Annotated in this window: 13 protein-coding genes; 7 read left to right on the forward strand and 6 right to left on the reverse strand. The window is 63.8% G+C overall.

Features of this window, described 5'->3' with window-relative positions:
* Window positions 1-4: 4 nt before the first annotated feature.
* Together JGU71_RS23905 and JGU71_RS23910 are read left to right on the forward strand one after the other, a co-directional pair.
* The gene (locus tag JGU71_RS23905; protein ID WP_199707060.1) at window positions 5-1,240 is read left to right on the forward strand and encodes an acyl-CoA dehydrogenase family protein; all 1,236 of its coding nucleotides are present in this window, start codon (window positions 5-7) and stop codon (window positions 1,238-1,240) included.
* A complete protein-coding gene (locus JGU71_RS23910; RefSeq protein ID WP_199707062.1) occupies window positions 1,237-2,661 on the forward strand; it encodes an LLM class flavin-dependent oxidoreductase in 1,425 nt (474 codons plus the stop codon). Before JGU71_RS23905 ends, JGU71_RS23910 begins: the two co-directional genes overlap by 4 nt.
* On the opposite strand, the gene msrC is transcribed toward JGU71_RS23910, so the two are convergent.
* Window positions 2,658-3,155, reverse strand: coding sequence for a free L-methionine (R)-S-oxide reductase MsrC (gene msrC / locus JGU71_RS23915; RefSeq protein WP_199707063.1), 498 nt, complete (start codon window positions 3,153-3,155; stop codon window positions 2,658-2,660). The two genes, JGU71_RS23910 and msrC, sit on opposite strands and share 4 nt — an antisense overlap.
* A 96-nt stretch (window positions 3,156-3,251) precedes the next feature.
* Between msrC and JGU71_RS23920 the strand changes: the two genes are divergently transcribed.
* The gene (locus tag JGU71_RS23920) at window positions 3,252-4,631 is read left to right on the forward strand and encodes a styrene monooxygenase/indole monooxygenase family protein (protein ID WP_199707065.1); all 1,380 of its coding nucleotides are present in this window, start codon (window positions 3,252-3,254) and stop codon (window positions 4,629-4,631) included.
* Between the two features lie 219 nt (window positions 4,632-4,850).
* On the opposite strand, the gene JGU71_RS23925 is transcribed toward JGU71_RS23920, so the two are convergent.
* From JGU71_RS23925 to JGU71_RS23935, 3 genes are all read right to left on the reverse strand, one after another.
* Window positions 4,851-5,159, reverse strand: coding sequence for an HNH endonuclease (locus tag JGU71_RS23925; RefSeq protein ID WP_199707376.1), 309 nt, complete (start codon window positions 5,157-5,159; stop codon window positions 4,851-4,853).
* A gap of 100 nt (window positions 5,160-5,259) precedes the next feature.
* Window positions 5,260-6,117, reverse strand: a complete 858-nt coding sequence (locus JGU71_RS23930) for an SDR family NAD(P)-dependent oxidoreductase (RefSeq protein ID WP_199707067.1) — start codon at window positions 6,115-6,117, stop codon at window positions 5,260-5,262.
* Window positions 6,110-7,585 (reverse strand): flavin-containing monooxygenase, encoded by a 1,476-nt coding sequence (locus JGU71_RS23935; protein ID WP_199707068.1) that lies wholly within the window; start codon window positions 7,583-7,585, stop codon window positions 6,110-6,112. Before JGU71_RS23935 ends, JGU71_RS23930 begins: the two co-directional genes overlap by 8 nt.
* Before the next feature lie 71 nt (window positions 7,586-7,656).
* On the opposite strand from JGU71_RS23935, the gene JGU71_RS23940 reads away from it, so the two are divergent.
* The 3 genes from JGU71_RS23940 to JGU71_RS23950 all read left to right on the forward strand — a co-directional run bounded on the left by JGU71_RS23940 (window position 7,657) and on the right by JGU71_RS23950 (window position 12,285).
* Complete coding sequence (locus tag JGU71_RS23940; protein WP_199707070.1) at window positions 7,657-8,703, forward strand: AraC family transcriptional regulator; 1,047 nt, start codon at window positions 7,657-7,659, stop codon at window positions 8,701-8,703.
* 124 nt (window positions 8,704-8,827) lie between these two features.
* Entirely contained in the window at window positions 8,828-11,056 is a 2,229-nt protein-coding gene (locus JGU71_RS23945) for an NADP-dependent isocitrate dehydrogenase (protein WP_199707072.1), read from the forward strand.
* 158 nt (window positions 11,057-11,214) lie between these two features.
* Window positions 11,215-12,285, forward strand: coding sequence for a class I SAM-dependent methyltransferase (locus JGU71_RS23950; protein ID WP_199707074.1), 1,071 nt, complete (start codon window positions 11,215-11,217; stop codon window positions 12,283-12,285).
* Between the two features lie 11 nt (window positions 12,286-12,296).
* Here the strand turns inward: JGU71_RS23950 and JGU71_RS23955 are convergent, their stop codons facing one another.
* Both JGU71_RS23955 and JGU71_RS23960 read right to left on the reverse strand, forming a co-directional pair.
* The gene (locus tag JGU71_RS23955; protein ID WP_199707076.1) at window positions 12,297-12,698 is read right to left on the reverse strand and encodes an SRPBCC family protein; all 402 of its coding nucleotides are present in this window, start codon (window positions 12,696-12,698) and stop codon (window positions 12,297-12,299) included.
* Entirely contained in the window at window positions 12,682-15,933 is a 3,252-nt protein-coding gene (locus JGU71_RS23960; RefSeq protein WP_199707078.1) for an ATP-binding protein, read from the reverse strand. Before JGU71_RS23960 ends, JGU71_RS23955 begins: the two co-directional genes overlap by 17 nt.
* Before the next feature lie 189 nt (window positions 15,934-16,122).
* Between JGU71_RS23960 and JGU71_RS23965 the strand changes: the two genes are divergently transcribed.
* Window positions 16,123-17,277 carry an ABC transporter substrate-binding protein gene (locus JGU71_RS23965; RefSeq protein ID WP_307829831.1) on the forward strand — a complete coding sequence of 385 codons (1,155 nt, stop codon included), beginning with the start codon at window positions 16,123-16,125 and terminating at the stop codon, window positions 17,275-17,277.
* The last annotated feature ends 6 nt before the right edge of the window (window positions 17,278-17,283 follow it).

Consider the following 17,283-nt stretch of genomic DNA (forward strand, 5'->3'; position numbering starts at 1 on the left):
GTCTATGACATCTATTGCTCCGAAGACTGCCGCGAGCGGGACTGCCGATTCCGAGTTGGACGCGATTTTCGCACCGATCTTCGATCGGATTGCCGTCGGCGCCGTGACGCGCGAGGTCGACCGCCAGTTGCCGTACGACGAGGTCGGCTGGCTGAAGGAGGCCAAGTTCGGCGCACTACGCGTGCCGGTCGAGCACGGCGGCTACGGCGTCACCGTTCGGCAGTTGTTCCGCCTTCTCATCGACCTGGCTGCAGCCGAATCCAATCTTCCACAGGCGCTGCGCGTCCATTTCGTCTTCGTCGAGGATCAGTTGCTGGCCGAGCAGGGAACCGCGCGTGACGGCTGGTTGCGCGCCGTCAGCGCCGGCACGCTTGTAGGTAACGCGATCACAGAGCCCGGCGTCGGCGCGGTCGACCGCTACCGGACGACTCTGACTCCTGCGGGCGACGCGTGGGTGCTCAACGGCGTGAAGTCCTACAGCACCGGCTCGCTGTACGCCGACCACATCCTGGTCGCCGCCGACCGCGACGGTGAACGTCTCGGCGTCCTGGTCGATGCGAACGCCGAGGGCGTCCGTCAGCACGACGACTGGGACGGCTTCGGTCAGCGGCTGACAGCTAGTGGCACAACCGAATTCACGAACGTTGCCGTCGCCGACGACCGGATCCTCGGACCCGGCTACGGCGGTGCCGGACCGACCTATTCGACGTCGTACCTGCAACTGTTCCAGCTCGCGGTGCTTGCCGGCATCGCGCAGCGAGCCGAACGCGATGTTCGCGAGTGGGTTTCGGCCCGCACCCGCACCTTCACCCACGCATCCGCTGATCTGCCGCGCGAAGATCCCCTCGTGCAGCAGGTGATCGGACGGTTGTCGGCGGCATCGTTCGCTGCCCGTGCCAGCGTCCTCGCGGTCGCAGACGTGTTGGACGGCGTCCTCGACAGTGGCGCGACCGACGAAAAGGGTCTCGTCGCAGCAGAACTCGCAGCAGGCCAAGCTCAGCTAGGCGTGATCGACACGGTCCTCGCCGCCACCAGCCAGATCTTCGAACTCGGTGGTGCATCGATCGTTTCGGAACGCCTTCGGTTCGACCGGCATTGGCGCAACGCTCGCACCATCTCGGTGCACAATCCCGCGATCTTCAAAGCGCGGTCGATCGGCGACCACCTGCTCAACGGTACGGACCTGCCTTTTGCGTGGAGCGCAGGCGAGCGCAAGACACCACAGGAAGCCACCCGATGAGTCGCCGAATCAGGTTCAACGCCTTCGACATGAACTGCGTTGCACACCAGTCACCGGGGCTATGGCGTCACCCCGATGACCAGTCGCATCGGTACAAGGATCTCGACTACTGGATCGAACTGGCAAAGCTGTTGGAGCAGGGCCGATTCGACGGCATCTTCATCGCCGACGTACTCGGCACCTACGACGTCTACGGCGGCGACGACACCGAGGCGATCCGGCAGGGTGCACAGATTCCCGTCTCCGACCCGTTGCTGCTCGTTTCGGCGATGGCGGCAGCGACACGCCATCTCGGGTTCGGAATCACGACCGGCACCGGATTCGAGCATCCGTATCCGTTCGCCAGACGACTCTCGACCTTGGATCACCTCACCAAAGGCAGGCTCGGCTGGAACGTCGTCACCGGCTATCTGCCATCGGCCGCAAGGAATTTCGGCGCCGCCGACCAACTCGACCACGACGCTCGCTACGACCACGCGGACGAGTACCTCGAGGTGCTCTACAAGCTGTGGGAAGGTTCGTGGGAAGACGACGCGGTCGTTCGCGATTCGGCGAGCGGCGTCTTCGTCGACCCCGCCAAGGTCCACCACATCGGACACAAGGGAACACATTTCACCGTTCCCGGCGTCCATCTGGCCGAGCCCTCACCGCAGCGCACCCCGGTTATCTATCAAGCAGGTGCATCACCTCGTGGCGTCCGATTCGCGGCAGAGAATGCCGAGGCGATCTTCGTCGCGGGGCCGTCCAAGCGTGTTCTGGCACAGACCGTGTCGCGAATTCGCGACGCGTTGGAAGCTGCCGGCCGCGACCGTTACGCGGCCAGAATCTACGCCCTGGCAACCATCGTCACCGACGCGACCGACGACGCGGCACAACGCAAACACGAGGAGTATCTGTCCTACGCGAGCGTCGAAGGCGGGCTCGTGTTCATGTCGGGTTGGATGGGAATCGACCTGTCCACCTACGATCTCGACGATCCCATCGGGCAGGTCGAGAGCAACGCGATCCAGTCGGCAGTCGCGGCGTTCCAAGAATTCGACGACGACGGCCGCGAGTGGACCGTGCGCGACATCGGACGCTGGGCGGGTATCGGCGGCATGGGTCCGGTGTTCGTCGGATCCGGTGAGACCGTCGCGGACGAGTTGCAAGATTGGGTCGAAGAGACCGATCTCGACGGCTTCAACCTGGCGTACGCGATTACGCCGGGATCGTTCGAAGACATTGTCACCCACGTCGTTCCGGTCCTGACCGAACGTGGTGTCTACGCATCGGAGTACGAGGCGGGCACGCTGCGCAACAAGTTGCTCGGCGCTGGTGACCGAGTGCCCGACAATCACCGCGGCGCGAACTACCGCATCGGGGCGCCCGGTTCGACCGCACTGCCGGACTCGGAAGTTCGGGCGACTGCGTTGACTATTTAGGTCGGGCGAGCGCCGAGGGATTCCAAGAAGACCTCGGCGATCGCTTCGAGCCCGATCCGGTCGGCATCGTCGAAACGGTTGGGCAGTGGGCTGTCCAGGTCCAACACACCGATTAGTGCGCCCGCCCGCACCAGCGGAACGACGATCTCGGACCTGGTGTCTGCGTCGCAGGCGATGTGCCCGGCGAAGGCGTGCACGTCCGGGACCACCTGGGTCTGCCGTGTCGTTGCCGCGGTTCCACACACTCCGACGCCCAGGGCGATTCGGATGCAGGCAGGTTTGCCCTGGAACGGGCCGACGACCAGTTCGTGGCCGTCGAAGAGATAGAAGCCAACCCAGTTCACATCCAAGAGTGTGTGAAATAGCAGGGCAGACACATTCGCCGCGTTGGCGATTCGGTCGTGCTCCCCCGCTGTCAGCGCCTCTGCCTGCGCAGCCAGCTGCACGTATTGTTCGGCGCTGTCTCCGACAAGTTCGGCGACTGTGAAAGACATTGCGCAATGATAGTCAGTCGCACATGCTGTGCACGCCATCCATTCGCCGTGATCGCAACTGTGCCGAACCACGCACGGCGACGGAACAATTCGAGCATGACCAACCAAAACCCCAATTCCTCCTCCGCCCGTAAGGCCGCCGTGATCGGCGCAGGCCAGACCGGAGTGACCGCTGCACTCGGTTTGCTCGACGCCGGCTTCGCCGTCACCCTCTACAGCGACCGAGACCAGCGCTCGTTGCGCAACGACGTACCTGCCGCAGGCACCGCGCTGGAGTTCGGTGAGACGCAGCAGGCCGAGATCGCGCTCGGACTGGACCCCTACACTTCCCGCGCCCCAAGGCATTCCGGCTTGAGTGTGCGTATCGCCGGGGAGCAGAACGCCGAATTGATCGCATTCGACGGCAACTTCGACGGGTACGTCGGCGTCGCTGTCGACACCCGACTCAAGGCAGACGAGCGCCTCACCACGTTCCAGGAGCGTGGCGGCCGCTTCGTCGTCGAGCCGGTCACGCCCGAGACGCTCGACGCAATTGCCGGCGCGAACGACCTCACGCTCGTTGCAACCGGACGCGGCGGCCTGTCCAATCTCTTCGCCGTCGATCCCGTCCGCTCCGTTTACGATGCGCCGCAACGCAAATTGCTCACCGTCACGGTTACCGGGCTCGGCTTCGACGAGGGCGTCTTCGCGCATCGCAGCCCGGCCGGTGGCGGACACAGCGGCTTCTCTATCTTCGCCGAACAGGGCGAGGGCTGGTGGGGTCCGTACCTGCACAAGGACGCCGGCCCGAGCTGGGCGTTCCTCGGCTGGGCACGCCCAGGCAGCGACTGGGAAACCCGTTTCGCCGCTGCCGATTCCGCGGAGTCGGCGTTGGCAATCGTCAAGAACCTCTACCGCGACTACATCGACTGGGATCTGCCCGAGGTGCTCGCAACCGAGAACATCATCGAGGATCCGCATTCCTGGTTGAAGGGTGCGGTTACGCCGGTCGTCCGCGAGGGCGTCGGCCGCACCGCGAGTGGCCACGTCGTCGCCGCGCTCGGTGACACCGCCGTCGCGTACGACCCCATCGCCGGCCAGGGCGCGCAGGGTGGACTGATCCAGGCGCAACGCCTCGTTGCCGCCGCGACCATTCACGACGGGGCATTCGACGAAGCGTGGCTGGCAGGTCAGTATGCGGACTTCCTCGCCGCTCGTTCCGACGCTGCGAACAAGGTCACGCGCCTGTTCCTCAGCGATCCGGAATTCGCTGACATCGGCGGTCAGTTCTTCGCAACCGCAGCGGTCGATCCGCGGTTCGCGTCCGCGTTGGTCGCTCTGCTGCATCGTCCGCAGCCGTTCCTCGCCATCGACTCCGTCGAAGCAGCAGGTGCCTACATCCAGCAGGTCACCGGCGAGGATCCGGCTGAACTGCTGGCTCGCTTCGCACCCGCAGGCAGGTTCGCGAGGTCCACCTTCGCTCCTGCACTCGTCTAGCTCACGGCGCTACCAACGGGATCGACCTGCACGCCTTCGGTGCAGGTCGGTCCCGTTTCAGCGCGCCGCATTCGGAGTGAGTGCGCCCCTCACCCCATCCAGCGACGTCAATGTGACCCTCATACCGCGTCCGCACGCCAAAACACCGGAGCCAATGTCACAGTCGTACCTCTATGCGGGACGAATGCCACATCCGCTCCACCAAACGTGGAGTGACCCTCACCCCACCATCGGCGCGAACTTCTCGGCCAGTGCGGCCTTGATCTCGATGTGGCGCAACAGAAAAGCGCGCTCATCGAGCCGCTTGCGACGTAGCCATGCCGTCACTTCGTCGTTGCATTTGCTCGCGTTGCAGGAACCACACGCGGGTGCGATGTTGTCGAGCGTGTACCGACCGCCGCGCGAAATCGCTTGCACGCAATCACGCTGCAGCGGCTTGTCGACCGCTCCGCAGTAGGCGCAGCCACCCCACGCTTCTTTGAGCGCCGCCCATTGCGCGTCGCTCAAATCATGCTCGACCAAGCCCATACGACGTTTACGCCTGCGAGCGATGCGTGCCTTGCGAGTCCGGTTCACCACCACGGACTGAGCGTAAGCAGATCGGCTCGCTTATTCTTCGCGACTCGCCTCAGCGACTCTGCAACTCCACGCTTTCGATGTAGGCACGCCGCTTCTCGATGTCAGCCTTGGCCACGGTGTCGTGCCCGCCCAGAAGTCGCGAGATCCGGTTCCGCAGATCTTCAGGAAGCGGGAACAGCAATTTCGCCGCGAGCCCTGTGCTGGTCGGCACTATCCGCTGCCCACCTCGGCCGCTGGCGACAGCGTCGAGGATCGAGTCGGCAACATCGCCCGGCTCGATGAAGCCGATGCGTCGAGCCAGCCAGTTCGGTGAAAGTCCATCGATCAGTTCGGTATTGACGAAGGACGGGCAGATCGTCGACACCGCTACGCCTAGCGGTTCGAGTTCCTGATGCAGTGCCTCGCCGAGCCCGACGACCGCATGCTTGGTCGCGCAGTACGTCGCTGCTCCCGGCGGACTGAGCAGTCCGAGGATCGACGCGACGTTGACGATGTGTCCGTTACCGCGTTCGGCGAAACGTCGTCCCGCGAGCTTGGACCCGATGATCACGCCACGGGTGTTGATGGCGAGCTGCCTGTCTGCCAACTCGATCGACTCGTCGAGGAAGCTGCCTGTCGGCATGATGCCCGCGTTGTTCACGAGTGCATCGAGTTCACCGAACTCCTCCGAGGAGGTGTCCAAGAAGGCCTCGAACGAGGCGACGTCGGTGACGTCGAGCGCCAAGCCGAGCACCTGCGCGCCGGATGTCTCGGCGATCGCCGCTGCCGTCTTCTCTACCTGCACGGCATCGATGTCACCGATCACGACCGATGCACCTGCGGCCGCGAAGGCTTCGGCGGTCGAGCGGCCGATCCCGCGCGCACCGCCGGTGATCGCAATCCGTTTGCCTGCCAATGTTTTACGCATCTGCGGACACACTGCCGATCTCGTACGCGTCGAAGTCGACCTTGCTGGTCGCACGAGCGTAGGCAATGTGCGAACCAGGCCAGACGGCGACGACTTTGCCGTCCTCGGTGTGATACCAGCCGGGGCATCCGCTCGTGAAGACCGTGCCGGACAACTTGCGTTGAATCTCCTCGTTGAACGCGTCCTGGACGTCCTGACGAACGTCGATCCAACCCCCGTCCTTGGCAATCCGCTGAATTGCCTCACGTGCGTAACGGGCCTGCTTCTCCAACAGGAAGATGATCGTGTTCGTCAGCGAACCCGTGTTCGGGCCGTAGATCATAAACAGATTCGGGTAGCCGGAGACCGTGATCCCGAGGTAGGCCTCCGGACCGTTCTTCCACTCGGTGTGCAGTTTTCGGCCGTCGCGACCGGTGATGTCGATCGGCGCGAGGTACTCGGTGGCGGTGAATCCGGTGCACCAGATGATCACGTCCGCATCGACTTCCGTGCCGTCGTCGAGAACAAGCCCAGCAGGCGTCACCCGAGCGACGGCCTTAGCATGCAAGGTGGTCTGGTCACGATCGAGCGCCGGATACCACTCGTTCGACAGCAGGACCCTGTTGCAGCCGACCTTGTAGTTCGGGGTCACTGCCTTGCGCAGATCCGGATCCTTGATCTCACGACGGATCTTGTACTTCAGCCACTCGTGCAGTCCGCCGCGCAGCGGGTCGAACTGATCGAAGATGATCGGCACGCGCGCTTCGTACCAAGCCCATTCCACGTTGTGCTGCAGCCGCGACAAACCGGGAACGTTGCGCATCAGCCACTTGACGCGGCGGTTCGAGCGGTGATTCCACTTGTTGCCGACCCAGTTCGGCGACCGTTGGATCACGTGGAGCTCGGAAACCTGGTCGACGATTGCCGGGACCAATTGCACTGCGCTGGCACCGCTTCCGACGACTGCCACCTTCTTTCCGGTCAGGTCGACACTGTGATCCCAACGCGCAGAGTGGAAGTGATCGCCCTCGAAGGTGCCCATACCGTCGAGGTCCGGAATCTTGGGCCGCGACAGCTGGCCGGTCGCGCAGATCAATGCGTCGAACCACACCTTCTCGCCACCTTCGATTTCGAGTTCCCACCGTCCGGTCGACTCGTCGAAACGGGCGGCGACGATCTCGGTGTCGAACCGAGCTTTCTGGAGTACGCCGTACTTCTCGGCGCAGCGTTCGAGGTAGGCCTTGATCTCAGGCTGCGACCCGAACCTCGCCGACCATTCGGTTTCCAGCTCGTAGGAGTAGGAGTACGTCGGCGACGGCACGTCGCATGCCGCCCCCGGGTAGGTGTTGTCACGCCAGACGCCGCCGACACCGCTACCGCGGTCGAAGACGGTGTAGTTGTCGATTCCGTTGCGCTCGAGTTCGATCGCGGCGCCGAGGCCGCCGAATCCGCATCCGATGATGGCCACCGAGGGTGTCTTGTCAGGCATAGCTCGAAAGGTACTGAAGCGACTCGTCCGTTCCCATGTCCGCGCCGGGCAGGGTATTGTCATTTTCGGACATGACGACCATCGCAAGCCGCACCGACGCTCCCGCGTGGGACCACCCTCGCGGGACGGCGGCTGCCCGCATTCTGGTCGAACTGGGCGTCGACCGCGGCGTCAATCGATCGGACCTGCTTGCGGGTACAGGCTTACTGCCGACCGAACTTGCCGATCCTGCATTCGAGGTCGAAGCCGGCCAAGAACTCGCCATCGCACGCAATTTGTTACGTGCTCTGGAGCATCCCTCCGGTCTTGGGATCGACGCGGGAATGCGTTACACGATCGGACATTTCGGCATCTGGGCGTACGCGATGCTGTCGAGCCCGACGTTGCGTGAGCTCGTCCGGATAGGTGTGCGATACACCGGACTTTCGTTCGCCTTCATCAGACCGTTCTTCGAAGAGGACCGTAACGAGGGACGAGTCGTGCTCGCCGACAACGAGATTCCCGACGATGTGCGCACGTTCTTCGTCGAACGGGAGTTGACCAAACTCGCGATCATGATGCCGATCGCGCTCGGAGCGCGCCAGGGTGCCGTGCGCTACGAGACAAGTCTCGATGGAGCAGAGGCCGCCGCGTTGCGCGACCGCCTGCCCCACATCACGTTGCTCACAGGACGCGACCAGCACATCCTGGCTTTCGATCGCGCGATGCTCGATGCTCCGCTCCCCCAGGCTGATCCGATCACCGCGCAGATCCTGGAAAAGCAATGTGCCGACCTACTTCAGGCTCGACGCAATCGGCGTGGGGTTGCCGGCCACGTCCGCTCACTTATTCTCGCTCGCCTCGACCAGTCACCGAGCATGGAACAGATTGCGGGTGAGTTGCATGTCGACCCGCGAACCTTGCGGAGGCAACTGCACGCCGACGGGACCTCGTTCCGGGAGCTGATCGACGAAGTCCGCGAGACGATCGCCGACGAATTGCTCGGCACCGCCGGACTCACGGTTGGAGACGTCGCGAGCCGCCTCGGCTATCACGACGCTGCGGGATTCACACGCGCGTACCGCCGCTGGACGGGTACGACACCTGGCCGCGGCCGCGGCGTCGCGGACGTCGGATAGGTGATCCCGATGCGCCACCGGGCGCTGATCGGATATGTTCGCGGATGGCGAGGGCTACAAGCCCCGGCGGCATTCGAACCGCTCTAGAACCAACGAACCTTCTGACGTCGGGAGAACGAAAAAAATGACTGCCAAGCAGCCGACCATCATCTACACGCTTACCGACGAGGCGCCGCGACTCGCGACCTACGCCTTCCTGCCGATCATTCGTGCATTCACCGACCCGGCAGGCATCGAAATCGAAACAAGCGACATTTCCGTCGCTGCACGCATTCTGGCCGAGTTCCCCGACTACCTCACCGAAGAGCAGCGGATTCCGGACAACCTGGCCGCGCTCGGCGCACTGACGCAGTTGCCCGAGACCAACATCATCAAGCTGCCGAACATCAGCGCCTCGGTGCCCCAGCTTGTAAACGCGATCAAAGAGTTGCAGGACAAGGGCTACGCGCTGCCCGACTATCCGCAGAATCCGAAGACCGACGAAGACAAAGAACTTCGCACTCGCTACGGGAAGCTCCTCGGCAGTGCCGTCAATCCGGTTCTCCGCGAAGGCAACTCGGACCGTCGGGCGCCGAAGGCGGTCAAGGAGTACGTACGCAAGCATCCGCACAGCATGGGCGAATGGTCCATGGCCTCGCGCACCCATGTCGCGCATATGAAGCACGGCGACTTCTACCACGGCGAGAAGTCGATGACTCTGGACCGTGCGCGCAATCTGAAGATGGAACTGAACACCGACAGTGGCGAAACGATCGTGCTCAAGCCCGAAGTTCCGATGGGCGAGGGCGACGTCATCGACAGCATGTTCATGAGCCGCAAAGCTCTGCTCGAGTTCTACGAGGAGCAGATGGAAGACGCCCGCAAGAGCGGCGTCATGTTCTCGCTCCACGTGAAGGCGACGATGATGAAGGTCTCGCACCCCATCGTCTTCGGCCACGCTGTCCGCGTCTTCTACAAGGACGCGTTCGCGAAGCATCAGGCCCTGTTCGACGAGTTGGGCATCAACGTCAACAACGGACTCGGCGACCTCTACGACAAGATCGAGTCGCTGCCCAGCTCGCAACGGGACGAGATCAGCAAAGATCTGCACGACTGCCACGAACATCGCCCCGAGTTGGCGATGGTCGATTCGGCACGCGGCATCACGAACTTCCATTCGCCGAGCGATGTGATCGTGGACGCCTCGATGCCCGCGATGATCCGTTCCGGCGGCAAGATGTACGGCGCCGACGGACGCACCAAGGACACCAAGGCCGTGATGCCGGAGTCCACGTTCGCGCGCATCTACCAGGAGATCATCAACTTCTGTAAGACCAACGGCGCCTTCGATCCCGCGACGATGGGGACTGTGCCGAACGTCGGCCTCATGGCGCAGAAGGCCGAGGAGTACGGCAGCCACGACAAGACCTTCGAGATTCCCGCGGACGGCGACGCCAACATCGTCGACCTCGACACCGGTGAAGTGCTGCTGACCCAACACGTCGAAGCAGGCGACATCTGGCGTATGTGCACCGTCAAGGACGCGCCGATCCGCGACTGGGTCAAACTGGCCGTCACGCGTGCTCGCGACTCCGGCACTCCCGTGCTGTTCTGGCTGGACCCGTACCGTCCGCACGAGAACGAGCTGATCAAGAAGGTGCGCCTGTACCTGAAGGATCACGACACCGAGGGCCTCGACATCCAGATCATGTCGCAGGTGCGGTCCATGCGATACACGCTGGAGCGGGCGATGCGTGGTCTCGACACCATCGCCGCGACCGGCAACATCCTCCGCGACTACCTGACCGACCTGTTCCCGATCCTGGAACTCGGCACGAGCGCCAAGATGCTCTCCGTCGTGCCTTTGATGGCCGGTGGCGGATTGTACGAAACGGGAGCAGGCGGTTCGGCGCCCAAACACGTCACGCAGTTGGTCGAAGAAGACCATCTGCGCTGGGATTCACTCGGCGAATTCCTCGCTCTCGCGGTAAGTCTCGAAGACCTCGGCCGCAAGACCGACAACAAGCGCGCGACCATCTTGGCGACGACGCTGGACGCTGCGACCGGCAAGCTGCTGGAAAACAACAAGAACCCGTCGCGCAAGACAGGCGAGATCGACAACCGCGGAAGCCAGTTCTATCTCGCGCTGTATTGGGCCGAAGAACTCGCCGCGCAGACCGACGACCCTGAGTTGGCCGAGAAGTTCGCGACGCTCGCCAAGACTCTGAGCGAAAACGAGCAGAAGATCATCGACGAACTCGCCGAGGTGCAGGGCAACCCGGTCGACATCGGCGGGTACTACCTTCCCGACGACGACAAGACCGTCAAGGTGATGCGGCCGAGCGAAACGTTCAACGCCGCATTGTCGGGGTAGCAGTCGGTTAGCGGAACAGTGTGGCGATGCTCTCGGATACCGAGAGCAATCGCGCACTTTCCGGCGATCAACATTGACGCTCGCTTGACGGTGGCGGCACGCCCGACGTCGCACTCTGGTCCGATACAGATCCCGAAGTATCCGGACAGGAGCGTCCCATGACTACTACCGCACCACAGGCTTCCCAAGCTGACGTCGAGGCATTCCTCGGCCGATTCGTCGTCGACTTCGGCGCAGCGCTGGCGTCCGCCGGGGTCATTCTCGGCGACCGACTCGGTCTCTATCGGGCTCTCGCCGAGCTCGGGTCCGCCACTGCCGATGAACTCGCGGAGCGAACCGACACCGACCCCCGCTATGTTCGGGAATGGTTGTCGGGCCAGGCCGCAGGCGGCTACGTCGACTTCGACGGCGAAAGCAACTTCTCGCTGACACCCGCCCAGATCGTGTGTCTCGCAGACTCGCACAGCCCAACATTTCTACCGGGCGCGTTCGAAATTGCGGCGTCGGTATACAAGGACGCCGACACGATCATCGAGGCCTTTCGAACCGGTCGTGGCGTCGGCTGGCACGAGCACCACCACGAACTGTTCGCAGGTACGGAACGATTCTTCCGTCCGGGCTACGCCGCCAACCTCATCGACAATTGGATTCCGGCGCTGCGGGGTGTCGAGGCGAAACTGCTGAGCGGTGCGAGGGTTGCCGACGTCGGATGCGGGCACGGTGCGTCGACGATCATCATGGCCCAAGGCTTTCCGCGGTCGACATTCGTCGGCTACGACTATCACGAAGCGTCCATCGTCCAAGCACGCACGGCAGCGGACGTTGCCGGCGTATCCGACAGAGTGCGGTTCGAGGTCGCAGGAGCCGCTGACTACGCAGGAACCGATTTCGACCTTGTCACGATGTTCGACTGCCTGCACGATATGGGCGATCCGGTCGGTGCCGCTCGTCACGTCCGGGAGTCGCTCAATTCCGACGGCACACTGTTGTTGGTCGAACCGATGGCAGGGAACTCGTTGGCAGAGAACCTGAATCCTGTTGGTCGAGTGTTCTATTCGGCGTCGACGTTCATCTGCACGCCCGCCTCACGGGCGCAGGACGTCGGCGCTTGCCTCGGCGCGCAAGCAGGAGAGAAGCGGCTCGAAGAGGTCGCGAGGGAGGCCGGTTTCACCCAATTTCGACGCGCAGCAGAGACACCGTTCAACATGGTTCTCGAAGCCAAACCGTAGTTCGGACAACACTATCCGTGTGAGGCGACCTCGGCGAGTCGCCGTAGCGAGGACGAGATCACACCTTGCTGGGTCGCAAGGCGATGTGCTTCGGCCTCGGGTATTTCGACGTGGACCGAGATGCGGGTCCCTGTTTCCACGGGTTCGAGTCGCCAGTCGAAGGCAAGGTCGGACACCGTGCAGGTCACCGTCACGCGCAGGTCGTCGCTGCGCGACTGCACGAGTTGTGGCATCGGGAAATCCGGGTAGCCATCGGGGTAGATGGTGATGTCCGCGGTCCCTCCCAGTTCGTCGCCCGAGACTGCGGACTCGATCCCGGTCCACCATTCCGGAAACCGCAGCGGGTCGTAGAGAGTCAGCCACACATCCTCCGGAGAGGCTGCACATTCTGTCGAGTCATCGAAGGTCGGCATTGTTCGCTCCTTGCTTGTTGTCGTGATCGAGGGCAGCGTGATCGAGCGTGGCGATGTCGGCAAGAACCGAACGCAATTCCTCAGCGGGAGAAACCAATCCGATCACCGGTCGGCCGAGGTCGGCGATCGTGGCGACGAGACGGTCGCCGAGGTCGACCGCACCTGTCCTTCTACGCCAACCTGTTTCAGCGCGTCCGAACTCGATTCGCGCTCTTTCGACGTCGCCGCGTCCGGCCGCAATCAACCCGCGGATCGACGACATGCGGGCAACCAACATGTCCGGCCAGTCCCCCGCGTGCACCGGTTCGAGCGCAGTCGCTCGCAACTCGACTGCTGCGTCGTCGTGGCGCCCCAACCGTGCCAGGGCTTCTGCTCGTTGCAAGCGCGCGAGTGGTCGACAGATCGAGGCAGACGCCACGTCGAGCGCCCGCTGCAGCCGCGACTCGGCGTCCTCGTACGCGCCAGCGCGCAGCAGGGCACGTCCGATCTCGGCGTCGGCTCTCGCGCACAATTCCTTGGTGCCCAAGGTGTCTGCGAGGCGCCGTGCCGCCAAGGTGTCGCGGAGCGCATCGTCGTGTCGCTCGAGCCTGGACAGTACCCATGCGCGCGACATCAGCATCTCGGCGGCGATAGCTATCGAGGATTCTTGTTCCTCGGCTTCGAGAGCCTCGTCGAGTACGCCGAGCGCAGCATCGTGATAGCCCCCCGCCGCGAGTCCAGCGGAGGCATTGAGAAGTGCGAGGTACACCAGATCGGTTCGCCCGATCGACCGGGCAATCGCAGCGCCGTGCCGAGCAGGCTCGGCTGCTTCGGTGAATCGTCCGCGTCGCAGGAGGACCAGCGATCGGGCGTTGCCGATTCTGACAGCCAACAAAGGGTCTGCCAGCGAACCGACCTGTCCGCCCGAAGCTTGCGCGATCAACTCGTCGCAGGTGTCGGGGTCACCGGCCACGGCCTCGCACCACGCAAGTGACGCCAACAGGTGAACGCGCAGTTCGTGTGGTGACTCCGCTGCGCGGTCGAGTACCTCCAGTGCGGTTCGCAACGATCGCAAAGCCAATCGCGGCCGGCACAGCGGACCGGTGTTCCACTCTGCGCGCAGGATGTGCGCCCTGGCTACCGCTACCCGGTCACCCCTGGCCTCGGTCGTTCGCACCGCCGTCTCGAAATGCCGGTCGCATTCTTGGCGGCGCCCACGGTACGCGGACACCTCGGCCAACGCCATCGGCACGTCGGGATCGTTGGGCAGCAGGTCCGCAGCTTCGACGAGTAATTCGTGGGCGCGTTCGAAGGCACCGAGCGATCGAGCGTGTCCAGCGGCCTGGATCAGCAATCGGCCCGCACCGCCGCGATCCCCCGCCCGCCGACTGTGTCGCGCCGCCTCGCCCGCGCGCTCCAGACCACCGGTCTCGGCAAGATCGAGCGCAGCCGACGCATGTATCCGGGCTCGCTCGAGTTCCGGCAACTCGGCATAAAACGCATCGCGTAACAGCGCGTGGCAGAAGTCGAGACGCCCGCCGGTCACGCCGACCAGACCCGCGTCTTCGGCAAGCCGGACTGCGTCGTCCAACCGGGCATCGGGTGCCAACTCGGGCAACCTGCGCCGCACTTCGTCGACCGTCAGAAATCTTCCGGCCACTGCGAGCGTCGCGCACAGGTCTCGGGCGTTCCCGGGAAGATTCGCGGTCCTGGCCCGAATCGTGCCGCGCAGGCCCTCCGGCAGGGATCGGTCGCCGATCAGAACGGTCCGCGTCGACTCCACCGCGAGCAGGGCGTTACCGTCGCTCGCTGACACGACGCACTGGAGATCGTCGTCGGACAGCCGACCGATCGTGCTGGCAAGTTCTGCGATCGATCGCGGATCGAGCCGGCCGACGGCCACCTCGGTCATCGGAATCTGCAGGTGTCGGTTCTGGTGCTCCGCATCGGCAAGTGCCGGCCTGATGGGTCGATCACGCCGCGTCCAGACGATCAGCACCGGCATTCCGCACAACCTACGACCGGCGCGGGCAAGCACGGCAGCGCTCGAATCGTCACAGTCGTGCATGTCCTCCAGGACCGCAAGCAGGGGTCCTCGTGACGCGGCGTACTCGACGAGAGCCAGTAGTCCCTCGGTCAGTCGCGCCGCTTCGAGTTCCGGCGGTCCGGGAGTGGCCTGCGCGATCATCGTCGGCAGTAGCGGGGCAAGCGCCGTGGTGAACAGTTCTCCGGTTGGCACACCACCGATGCCGTGCAGTATCGCTCGGGCAAGATCGGCCCACGGTGCGAACGGCGCACCGAGATTCGTTGCCGTACCGATCGCTGTCAACGACCCCTCGGTGGCAGCGGTCTCGACGAGGTCGGCGACGAGTCGGGTCTTCCCGATGCCTGCTTCGCCGTGAACTACGGCAAGTCCGCCTCGACCTGCCTTCGCCGAATGCCATGCCCCCAGCAAATGTTGCCGCTCGCCGGCACGGCCGACCATCGGTCCCTGTGACATAGGACGAAGCTGCCGTTTCGGTGCCGAGGGTGCCTGCGGTGCCAGCCGGATGTTTCTGATTCTCTCTGCGAGCCGCCAGGTCTCTTCCGACGGCGCGATCCGCAATTCACGCCTGAGCCGGTCGACGAGTTTCGAGTAGACCGCAAGCGCGACGGGCCGGTCGCCCGATTCCTCGTAGCGGCACATAAGTACACGCGCGCACGATTCCGACAGCGGGTTCAGTGCGGCCGCCTGTCTTGCTCGCTCGAGTGCGGTGACCGTATCGCCGTCCGTCGCGGCCTGCTTCGAGCGCGCGGTCAACAGGTGAATCACTTTGTCTCTGTATGTATCCCGCGCAACGAGAGCCCACTCCTCGTCAAGTCCGACCAGTATTTCGCCTGCAGCGACGGCAAGTGCTTCGTCAGGTAGGTCCCGATCGACGAGATCCTCGAAGCGCCACAGATCCACGTCGACGTTGCACAGCGTGATCCGATCGCGGGAGGTGTCCAGAACTGTGTCGGCGTGCACGCCGAGCGCGCGCCGCAACGACCAGAGCGCGCTCCGAACACTCTGCCTAGCGCTGGCGTCTGGAACATCCGGCCACAGCGCCGCCGCAACCTCACGACGCGGATGCGGACCGGGATTGATTGCCAGCCAACCGAGCAGTGCACGTGATCGCAGGCTGTCGGGAAGGGCGACAGGAACACCGCCGACGTGGAGCGCAAGATCGCCGAACACGCGCACGGAAATCACCCCGTCGCGCGTCTTCGCCGACATAGCGTCTCCATCGCAGAAATGGCCGAAGCCAGACTCAGATTACGCCAGGTCAAAGCCCTCGTACGTGACGATTTTGTAGCCGAGGCATTTCGATAACCCCTAGTTGGCCTCCCGTACACCTACGCGGGGCTTACTAGCTGGCGACTTGTCCAGCCAAGGTGGACGCCAGCCGAACGACGAGGAGACGTCGTGTTCGTATCTCGAACTCGCTTCGCAACACTCACAACAACGGTTGCAGTCGCGTGCGCCGTTCTCACCGCGTGCGGTTCCGCGCCCGACAGCTCCAGTTCTTCGGCAGACGGCACCGACGCTCGCACCGCTACCTCCGTTGCCGATTTCGGCGGGATGGACAAGCTTGTGGAGGCTGCCAAGAAAGAAGGCACGCTCCACACGATCACACTGCCGCCGGACTGGGCGAACTACGGCGAAATCATGAAGACGTTCGAAACGAAGTACGGCATCAAGATCGAGAACGAGAACCCCGACGGCTCCAGTTCCGACGAGATCAACGCCGTGAAGACACGCAAGGGGCAGGATCGGGCACCGGATGTCCTCGACCTCGGGCAATCCTTCGCCAACAGCGGCGCCCAAGAAGGTCTGTTCGCGCCGTACAAGGTCGCGACCTGGGACAGCATTCCCGCAGGGCAGAAGGACCCGGAAGGCAAGTGGGTCAACGACTACGGCGGCTACGTCTCGATCGGTTGTGACGCCGCGAAGATCGCGGTGTGCCCCCAGACCTTCGCTGATCTGCTCAAGCCCGAATACAAGGGCAAGGTCGCGCTGAACGGAAACCCGACCAAGTCCGGTTCCGCCTACGCTGGTGTGTTCGCAGCGGCGCTCGCGAACGGCGGGTCGTTCGACGACATCGGACCTGGCATCGAATTCTTCGGAAAGCTCAAGGCCGCAGGCAATTTCAATCCGGTCGAATCGACTCCCGCGACGATCGAAAAGGGCGAGACCCCGATCAGTATCGACTGGGATTACCTGAACGTCGGATACGCCGATAAGTACGCAGGCAAGGGAGTCGACTGGAAGGTCGCCGTCCCGACCGACGGAATCTTCGCGCAGTTCTACTCCCAGGCCATCAACAAGGACGCCCCGCACCCAGCCGCAGCGCGACTGTGGCAGGAGTTCCTCTTCAGCACCGAGGGCCAGAACCTGTGGCTGAAGGGCTACGCGCGACCGGTGACGCTGGCCGCAATCACCGAAAATGGCAGCGTCGACGGTGCCGCCGTCGCCAAGCTGCCGAAGGTCGACGGCACCCCGACGTTCCCCGACGAGGCGCAGGCCGCCAAAGCCAAGGAGGCCCTTGCCAACGGCTGGGCCACCGCCATGGCCGGCTGATTCAAC

The organism is Antrihabitans stalagmiti (genome assembly GCF_016482825.1).
GTDB classification, from domain to species: Bacteria; Actinomycetota; Actinomycetes; order Mycobacteriales; family Mycobacteriaceae; genus Antrihabitans; species Antrihabitans stalagmiti.

Excerpts from the sequence above, each read along its gene's own strand:
- JGU71_RS23925 (WP_199707376.1), bottom strand. The coding sequence starts at position 5,159 with ATGGGCTTGGTCGAGCATGATTTGAGCGACGCGCAATGGGCGGCGCTC.
- JGU71_RS23910 (WP_199707062.1), top strand. The coding sequence starts at position 1,237 with ATGAGTCGCCGAATCAGGTTCAACGCCTTCGACATGAACTGCGTTGCA.
- JGU71_RS23940 (WP_199707070.1), top strand. The coding sequence starts at position 7,657 with ATGACGACCATCGCAAGCCGCACCGACGCTCCCGCGTGGGACCACCCT.
- JGU71_RS23945 (WP_199707072.1), top strand. The coding sequence starts at position 8,828 with ATGACTGCCAAGCAGCCGACCATCATCTACACGCTTACCGACGAGGCG.
- JGU71_RS23920 (WP_199707065.1), top strand. The coding sequence starts at position 3,252 with ATGACCAACCAAAACCCCAATTCCTCCTCCGCCCGTAAGGCCGCCGTG.
- msrC (WP_199707063.1), bottom strand. The coding sequence starts at position 3,155 with ATGTCTTTCACAGTCGCCGAACTTGTCGGAGACAGCGCCGAACAATAC.
- JGU71_RS23955 (WP_199707076.1), bottom strand. The coding sequence starts at position 12,698 with ATGCCGACCTTCGATGACTCGACAGAATGTGCAGCCTCTCCGGAGGAT.
- JGU71_RS23930 (WP_199707067.1), bottom strand. The coding sequence starts at position 6,117 with ATGCGTAAAACATTGGCAGGCAAACGGATTGCGATCACCGGCGGTGCG.
- JGU71_RS23905 (WP_199707060.1), top strand. The coding sequence starts at position 5 with ATGACATCTATTGCTCCGAAGACTGCCGCGAGCGGGACTGCCGATTCC.
- JGU71_RS23960 (WP_199707078.1), bottom strand. The coding sequence starts at position 15,933 with ATGTCGGCGAAGACGCGCGACGGGGTGATTTCCGTGCGCGTGTTCGGC.
- JGU71_RS23935 (WP_199707068.1), bottom strand. The coding sequence starts at position 7,585 with ATGCCTGACAAGACACCCTCGGTGGCCATCATCGGATGCGGATTCGGC.
- JGU71_RS23950 (WP_199707074.1), top strand. The coding sequence starts at position 11,215 with ATGACTACTACCGCACCACAGGCTTCCCAAGCTGACGTCGAGGCATTC.